Origin of the sequence: Macellibacteroides sp., from assembly GCF_050251695.1 — a bacterium.
Lineage (GTDB): Bacteria > Bacteroidota > Bacteroidia > Bacteroidales > Tannerellaceae > Macellibacteroides > Macellibacteroides fermentans.
On the sequence record NZ_JBFWMI010000127.1, the window covers coordinates 1 to 6,541 of the forward strand.

Sequence of the window (6,541 nt, forward strand, 5' to 3'; positions counted from 1 at the left end):
GGAATCATTCTGGTTATGTTATGGATGGGGTATAATTTAGAAATAGTTTAATGGATTTTATAGAGGGAGAGATACTTTATTTTAATAAACCTTTACGTTGGACGTCGTTCGACCTGGTAAATAAGTTCAGATACAAACTTTCCAGAAAATTGAAGGTTAAGAAAATTAAAGTTGGACACGCGGGCACTTTAGACCCGCTTGCAACTGGTGTGATGATTATTTGCACAGGCAGAGCAACCAAACGTATTGAGGAGTTTCAGTACCAGACAAAGGAATATGTAGCTACACTTAAACTGGGAGAAACTACACCTTCTTTCGATCTGGAAAAAGAGGTGGACGCTGTGTACCCTACAGAGCACATCAGTCGTTCCATGGTAGAAGAGGTTCTTACCTCGTTTGTAGGAAAGATCCAGCAGGTGCCACCGGTCTTTTCTGCCTGTAAGGTAGATGGTAAAAGAGCTTATGATCTGGCACGTAAGGGCGAAGAAGTTGAACTAAAAGCCAAAACGCTTGTAATTGATGAAATCGAACTGCTGAACTGTGAATTGCCGGTAATAAAAATACGGGTAGTTTGTAGTAAAGGGACCTATATCAGGGCATTGGCCCGCGACATCGGAGTTGCGTTGAATTCGGGTGCGCATCTTATTGCGCTTGAACGTACGCGCATCGGGGATATTACGCTGGATCAGTGTATGAATCCTGAAGATATAGATGCCTTTTTAGATAACGAAGTGAAAATAATAAACGAAAATTAATATAGCACCGTATGAAGCTTTCTAAATTCAAATTTAATTTGCCGTCGGAATTGATTGCACTGCAACCAGCCAAAAACAGGGATGAATCCAGATTAATGGTAGTTCATCGCAAAACGGGAGAAATTGAGCACAGAGTCTTCAAAGACATTTTAGAGTATTTCGGACCCAAAGATGTTTTTATTTTTAACAATACAAAGGTATTTCCTGCCCGGTTGTATGGAAATAAAGAAAAGACTGGAGCCCGGATTGAAGTATTTTTGTTGCGGGAATTGAATGAAGAACTGAGATTATGGGATGTCCTGGTGGATCCGGCTCGTAAAATCCGTATCGGGAATAAACTGTATTTTGGAGAAGATGATTCTATGGTTGCCGAGGTGATAGATAATACGACCTCACGTGGACGTACGTTGCGCTTCCTTTTCGATGGTAATCACGACGAGTTCAAAAAGGCTCTATACGCCTTAGGTGAGACTCCGCTTCCAAAGTATATTGAACGTGAAGTTGAAGAAGACGACGAACAAAGGTATCAAAATATCTATGCATCGGAAGAAGGCGCGGTTGTGGCTCCGGCTGCAGGACTACATTTTAGCCGTGAATTGATGAAACGTCTTGAAATCAAGGATTGTCGGTTTGCATTCCTGACTGTTCATTCGGGCTTAGGTAACTTCCGCGAAATCGATGTGGAGGATCTTACCAAGCATAAAATGGATTCCGAGCAGATGGTTGTGAACGCAGAAGTGGTGAAAACAGTGAACGAGGCGAAAGACAGCAACAACCAGATTTGTGCTGTGGGCACCTCTGTTATGCGTGCCATTGAGACTGCTGTAAGTACGGATGGCCATTTGAAGGAGTTTGAAGGGTGGACCAACAAATTTATCTTCCCTCCATACGATTTCAGTGTTGCAACAAGCATGGTAACAAATTTCCATATGCCGCTTTCAACTTTGTTGATGATGACGGCTTCTTTTGGAGGATACGATCTGATTATGGATGCTTATGATGTGGCTTTAAAAGAGAAATATCGTTTTGGGGCTTATGGTGATGCCATGTTAATCATCTGATTTATAATGGCAGTTGTATATTTTAGTCTCGGAGCAAATATAGGCGACAAGCGTAATAATATGATTACTGCCGTGGCGCTTTTATCAGAAAGGGTGGGGAGTATACTCGCCCTTTCTGATTTATATGAAACTACCCCTTGGGGGTTTGTTTCCGAAAATAATTTTTTAAATGCTGCGCTCATGATGGAGACAACTCTTTCTCCCTATGAGATTCTGGCATTAACACAGGAGATAGAACGTGATATGGGCCGTTCGCAAAAAAGTGAAGGCGAATATCACGACCGTGTTATCGATATTGATATATTAATGTACGACGATTGGGTGATAGATACACCTCTTCTTACGTTGCCGCATCCATTGATGCATCAACGTAGCTTTGTTCTGGGTCCCCTCTCGGAGATTGCTCATACCTGTATTCATCCGGTTCTTAATCGTTCCATAGGTGAATTATATTTAGCACTTCCGACGAATAATAGCCAAGCGAATTCTTAATTGTTTTGAAAAACAGAAAGGTTTGTTTGTATCCTGAAATTAGTTTGTATCTTTGCACCCGAACTGATGTGGATAGATTTGTATGCTTGCAACCACGGGAAAAAATGCTAAAATCAAAGTTCTTATTCCTTTCTATTGCATCTGCCTCATCTACCTGCTCTCAGTTCAAAATATAATATACTTAATTATATAAAAATGAGTTATTTATTTACCTCCGAATCGGTGTCTGAAGGACACCCCGATAAAGTAGCCGATCAGATATCGGATGCTTTGCTTGATGAGTTTCTTGCATACGACAAGAGCTCTAAAGTTGCTTGCGAAACACTTGTAACAACCGGACAGGTTGTTCTGGCTGGAGAAGTTAAATCTAGTGCATACGTTGATGTGCAGGAAGTGGCCCGTGCTGTAATTGAGCGGATTGGTTATACGAAGAGTGAATACCAGTTCGAAGCTAAATCTTGCGGTGTTTTTTCGGCCATACATGAACAAAGCGGTGATATCAACCGGGGTGTTGAACGCCAGGATCCTTACAATCAGGGTGCGGGCGACCAGGGTATGATGTTTGGATATGCAACCAACGAAACAGAAAACTACATGCCGTTGGCCCTTGATTTATCACATTCCTTATTATCAGAACTAGCATTTATACGTAAGAATGAAATAGAAAAAATGCCTTATCTGCGTCCGGATGCTAAAAGTCAGGTTACCATCGAATACGACGATAATGGAACTCCTTTACGTATCGATACCATTGTAATCTCTACGCAGCACGATGAATTCGTTCTTCCTGCCGACGAAAGTAAGGCAGCTAAAGATGCAGCCGATAAAGCAATGCAAGATAGAATTGCCGCTGATGTGAAATCTTTATTGATTCCCCGCGTCATGGCGCAATACCCTCCTCAGGTGCAGGCCTTGTTTACTGATAAAATTACCTATCATGTAAATCCTACCGGAAAGTTTGTGATTGGTGGCCCTCATGGAGATACAGGTCTTACCGGAAGAAAAATCATTGTAGATACCTACGGAGGTAAGGGAGCGCACGGTGGTGGAGCTTTCTCCGGAAAGGATCCTTCCAAAGTTGACCGTTCTGCTGCATATGCAGCGCGTCATATTGCCAAGAATCTGGTGGCAGCAGGGGTGGCCGACGAGGTTCTTGTACAGGTATCCTATGCCATTGGTGTGGCAAAGCCAATGAATATCTTTATCAATACCTACGGCCGTTCCAATGTTAAGCTTACGGATGGAGAAATTGCTGAAAAAGTATGGAACTTGTTCGACATGCGACCTAAAGCGATTGAAGACCGGTTGAAATTACGTAATCCTATCTATTTCGAAACAGCTTCGTACGGACACATGGGACGTACCCCTCAGGTTGTAATCAAAGAATTTAATTCACGTTACAACACGGCTCCGGTAATCTGTGAAGTGGAGCTTTTCACTTGGGAGAAGCTTGATTATGTAGATCAGATTAAAGAGGCATTCGGTTTGTAATTGTCATAAAACCAGATACTAAAGCCTGCTTATCTTTTACAGAATAAGCAGGCTTTTTTTATTCAAGTTTTTTCCATCAAAACAAACCTCGATCTGGGTCAACAAGCCAACAGTATGTTTCGTTATCAGCTTATATCTTATTTAGGCAGCAGGCTATTCAATCTTTACGGCCTTTTTTTCCTGTTTTATCAGATACTGTTCTTCTTTATAGGTAAATGCAATAAACAAAAAGGACAATGCGCAGGCAGATAGTAATATGAAAAATCCCCAATCCCATCCCAAATGTTCAACTACATATCCCATAACTATATTGGCTAAAATGGCGGTTCCAAAGAAATACCCGAAGAACCCTGTTAGTCCTGCTGCTGTTCCGGCAGCTTTTTTGGGGGCTAAGTCCAGCGCTTGCACCCCTATAAGCATTACCGGCCCATAAATTAGGAAGCCGATAGCAATAAGCGCAATACTGTCCAGTAGCCGGTTGTCCATGTTTTTCCAGTAGATTACCACAAACAGAGCGACTAATACCATATATATCATAGTTGTAATAGCTCTTCTGCCCTTAAAAATCTTGTCACTAAGCCACCCACAAATGAGTGTTCCCGGTATAGCTGCCCATTCGTAGGCAGAATAAGCCCATCCGACTTCTTTGATATCGTATCCTTTCACATCTTTCAGATAAGTTGGCGCCCAGTCAAGTACACCATAACGAACCAGATACACAAAAGCATTTGCAATGGCGATATACCAGAGTATTTTATTATTGAGCACATATTTAAAGAAGATTTCCTTTGCAGATAGCTCTTTCTCCGAACTCGCTGAGTAATTTTTGGGATACTCATTCCTGTATTTTTCTATTGGAGGTAGTCCGCACGACTGGGGAGTATCCCGTATCAAGAGCAAGCCTAGCAAGGATATTAGTATGGCAACTACGGCGGGAAACCAGAAAATACCTGCCTGCCAGGAGCCAAACCATAGAATACCATAGGCTGTCATCGCTCCAACCATACCTCCTCCTACATTATGTGCCACATTCCAGATGGCCATTTTGGTACCCCGTTCCTTTACCGAAAACCAGTGTGTCATAACTCTACCGCAGGGAGGCCATCCCATCCCCTGAAACCATCCGATCAGAAATTGAAGAATAAACATGGTAGATATGGACGATATGCCAGCACTTGTTCCAATCAGGAAGGTGATTAAAGCAGATAGAATAAGACCTAAAGGTAGAAAAAACCTTGCATTACTTCGGTCTGACACGCCTCCCATTAAGAATTTGGAAAATCCGTATGCTATCGCATTAGCAGAAAGAGCCAGTCCGAGGTCTCCTTTATCAAATCCCATTTCTACTAAATAAGGCATGGCAAGAGTAAAATTCTTTCTTACCAGATAATAACCGGCGTATCCTACGAAAATACCGATAAAGACTTGTAATCTGAGTTTCTTATATGTCGGATCTATTGCTTCATTATCCAAGGATGGCTTATGAGCTGCCGGTTTCAAGAAGTTTATCATCATAAATGATTTATAAAGTTACTTTTATTGAATGAAATGACAATCTGTAATAGAATGAAAACAATCATTCTTCTATATTTATCTATAATTTCGATTTAAGGCTATATATGTTTTGTATTATTTCGAAAATATCAGATATAGATATTTGTGTGTGGAAATGGAAATCATATATAAACGAAACAAAAATAGTATAGAGTAAACAAAGTACCAAATATTATGTATAATAATTTGGTTTAAGATAGAATATAATCTTGATTGTACCATTGCCATAGCGATTCTGGCTTGTTTGATGTGCGATTTTTGACTTTAGTCTCCGTAACTTTTCTCTTAAGCAAAAATTTGCAGGTACATTTTCTTCAGAAAGTATATACTTTTTGGAGAAAATGTTATGACTTTTAAAATGAAAAGTACCTGGGATTTTTTATAAATGCTATTAGATTGTTTTTCATTGTTTATTGAGGGTTTTAAAAGATATGGGAACCTTGTTTCAAAGTTAAATATATCGATTTCCAAAATATTGGAATTTAGTTCAATGATAGACTAAGTATTTTTTCAAAGGATACGGACAAATTAGTGTTATGATCTGAAAATATTACTATTTCGTTTGGGGTTTTAAATAACCTAGGTAGAGGTGTAGGGATGTTCTTTTATGCTGTTTTAGGATTTATTTTTTCAGAGAAGAGATTTTTTTGTAATGTCAACGATGTTATCTTCACTTTTTTTGAGCACTAATTGACAAGAGAGCCGTATTTTCTCCTGTTATATGCTGAAACGTTCCTTATGCACGCTGTATTGCACATTCTCTTAATATATATAATGTACGCGAGAGGAAATGGGTTCAAAACGGGATGTAGGGTGATTGAAAAAAAGTTTGGTGTGTAATGTGCGGGTATTCAGGGTTTAAGGGTAAGTGTGCTAAAATCCTTGTAAAAATAGTTTGCAAAAGGTTTGGAGTGTATGTTGTAAAGCACTACTTTTGCACCCGCATTCAAGAGAGAACGGCACGGCAACATGATGAGGGAATTTAAATGGATAGCATAAGGTGAGGTTAGCGAGGCTAAGCAAGAATCCTGCAGCGGCATTGAAATGGCCCGAAACTTTTTAAAAAAACTTCCGAAAACATTTGGTGGTTTAAAATAAAAAGTCTTATCTTTGCACCCGCTTTCACACCGGATCAAAACGGTTGAAAATGCAACAAACAAGAGTTCTTTGAAAGATTTACATATCAAC

6 protein-coding genes are annotated in these 6,541 nt (G+C 40.0%); 4 read left to right on the forward strand and 2 right to left on the reverse strand.

Annotated elements, in window-relative coordinates; translation table 11 throughout:
• Nucleotides 1–50 precede the first annotated feature (50 nt).
• From truB to metK, 4 genes are all read left to right on the forward strand, one after another.
• Nucleotides 51–755, forward strand: coding sequence for a tRNA pseudouridine(55) synthase TruB (gene truB, locus AB7E53_RS13595; RefSeq protein WP_079684145.1), 705 nt, complete (start codon nt 51–53; stop codon nt 753–755).
• 11 nt (nt 756–766) lie between these two features.
• A complete protein-coding gene (queA, locus tag AB7E53_RS13600) occupies nt 767–1,816 on the forward strand; it encodes a tRNA preQ1(34) S-adenosylmethionine ribosyltransferase-isomerase QueA (RefSeq protein WP_079684144.1) in 1,050 nt (349 codons plus the stop codon).
• A 6-nt stretch (nt 1,817–1,822) separates the two neighbouring features.
• Nucleotides 1,823–2,308, forward strand: coding sequence for a 2-amino-4-hydroxy-6-hydroxymethyldihydropteridine diphosphokinase (gene folK / locus AB7E53_RS13605; protein WP_079684143.1), 486 nt, complete (start codon nt 1,823–1,825; stop codon nt 2,306–2,308).
• A 195-nt stretch (nt 2,309–2,503) separates the two neighbouring features.
• On the forward strand, nt 2,504–3,799 hold the full coding sequence (gene metK, locus AB7E53_RS13610; protein WP_446776274.1) for a methionine adenosyltransferase: 1,296 nt from the start codon (nt 2,504–2,506) through the stop codon (nt 3,797–3,799).
• 153 nt (nt 3,800–3,952) lie between these two features.
• On the opposite strand, the gene glpT is transcribed toward metK, so the two are convergent.
• Nucleotides 3,953–5,311 carry a glycerol-3-phosphate transporter gene (gene glpT, locus AB7E53_RS13615; RefSeq protein WP_079684204.1) on the reverse strand — a complete coding sequence of 453 codons (1,359 nt, stop codon included), beginning with the start codon at nt 5,309–5,311 and terminating at the stop codon, nt 3,953–3,955.
• Nucleotides 5,312–6,204: 893 nt separating this feature from the next.
• The coding region (locus tag AB7E53_RS13620; RefSeq protein WP_446776276.1) for a hypothetical protein at nt 6,205–6,541 on the reverse strand (337 nt) is incomplete at its 5' end.

Excerpts from the sequence above, each read along its gene's own strand:
- truB (WP_079684145.1), top strand. The coding sequence starts at position 51 with ATGGATTTTATAGAGGGAGAGATACTTTATTTTAATAAACCTTTACGT.
- queA (WP_079684144.1), top strand. The coding sequence starts at position 767 with ATGAAGCTTTCTAAATTCAAATTTAATTTGCCGTCGGAATTGATTGCA.
- folK (WP_079684143.1), top strand. The coding sequence starts at position 1,823 with ATGGCAGTTGTATATTTTAGTCTCGGAGCAAATATAGGCGACAAGCGT.
- metK (WP_446776274.1), top strand. The coding sequence starts at position 2,504 with ATGAGTTATTTATTTACCTCCGAATCGGTGTCTGAAGGACACCCCGAT.
- glpT (WP_079684204.1), bottom strand. The coding sequence starts at position 5,311 with ATGATAAACTTCTTGAAACCGGCAGCTCATAAGCCATCCTTGGATAAT.